The 1,278-nt window shown below is 64.2% G+C and carries 1 protein-coding gene; it reads left to right on the top strand.

The genetic code is table 11. The features are described 5' to 3' along the window. Positions 1-1,278, top strand: a 1,278-nt coding sequence (locus RBA41_RS33320) for an AAA family ATPase (protein ID WP_306628634.1), incomplete at both ends; no start/stop codon positions are given.

Below are 1,278 nucleotides of genomic sequence, written 5' to 3'. Positions count from 1 at the left end.
CACGGCCCTGCGCAGTTCCCTGGAGCGCTTGCCGAAAGTGTCGGGCAACGGCGGCCAGGTGCAGGCGGGGCGCGAGTTCGTGGGCGTGCTCAATCTGGCCGACAAGGAAGCGCAGAAGCGCGGCGACCAGTTCCTCTCGAGCGAAATGGTGCTGCTGGCGCTGACCGAAGACAAGTCCGACGCCGGCACCCTGGCGCGCGAAAGCGGCCTGACACGCAAGGCGCTGGAAACCGCGATCCAGGCCGTGCGCGGCGGTGAAGGCGTGAAGTCGGCCGACGCCGAGGGCCAGCGCGAATCGCTGAAAAAATACACGCTCGACCTGACCGAGCGCGCCCGCCTGGGCAAGCTCGATCCGGTGATCGGGCGCGACGATGAAATCCGGCGCGCGATCCAGGTGCTGCAGCGGCGCACCAAGAACAACCCGGTGCTGATCGGCGAGCCTGGCGTGGGCAAGACCGCCATCGTCGAGGGCCTGGCGCAGCGCATCATCAACGGCGAGGTGCCCGATTCGCTCAAGGGCAAGCGCGTGCTCTCGCTCGACATGGCGGCCCTGCTGGCGGGCGCCAAGTTCCGCGGCGAGTTCGAGGAGCGCCTCAAGTCCGTGCTCAAGGAACTGGCGCAGGATGAAGGCCAGACCATCGTCTTCATCGACGAGATGCACACGATGGTCGGCGCCGGCAAGGCCGAAGGCGCCATGGATGCGGGCAATATGCTCAAGCCCGCACTGGCGCGCGGCGAACTCCATTGCGTCGGCGCGACCACGCTCGACGAGTACCGCAAATACATCGAGAAGGATGCCGCGCTGGAGCGCCGCTTCCAGAAAATCCTGGTCGACGAGCCGACCGTGGAAGCGACCATCGCGATCCTGCGCGGCCTGCAGGACAAGTACGAGCTGCATCACAAGGTGGAAATCACCGACGCGGCCATCATCGCCGCGGCCGAACTGTCGCACCGCTACATTACCGACCGCTTCCTGCCCGACAAGGCGATCGACCTGATCGACGAAGCGGCTTCGAAGATCAAGATCGAGATCGATTCCAAGCCGGAGGTGATGGACAAGCTGGAACGCCGCATCATCCAGCTGAAAATCGAACGCGAAGCGGTCAAGAAGGAAAAGGACGACGCCTCGCGCAAGCGCCTGGACCTGATCGACGATGAAATCGCGCGCCTGGAACGCGAGTACAACGACTTCGAGGAAATTCTCAAGTCCGAAAAAGCCATGGTGCAGGGCACCACCCACATCAAGGAAGAAATCGAGCGCGTGCGCCTGCAGATGGA

It is taken from the genome of Massilia scottii, assembly GCF_030846495.1.
GTDB classification, from domain to species: Bacteria; Pseudomonadota; Gammaproteobacteria; order Burkholderiales; family Burkholderiaceae_D; genus Telluria_A; species Telluria_A violaceinigra.
The sequence above is the reverse complement of the archived record's forward strand: the minus strand, read 5'-3'. Positions and strand labels throughout refer to the sequence as shown.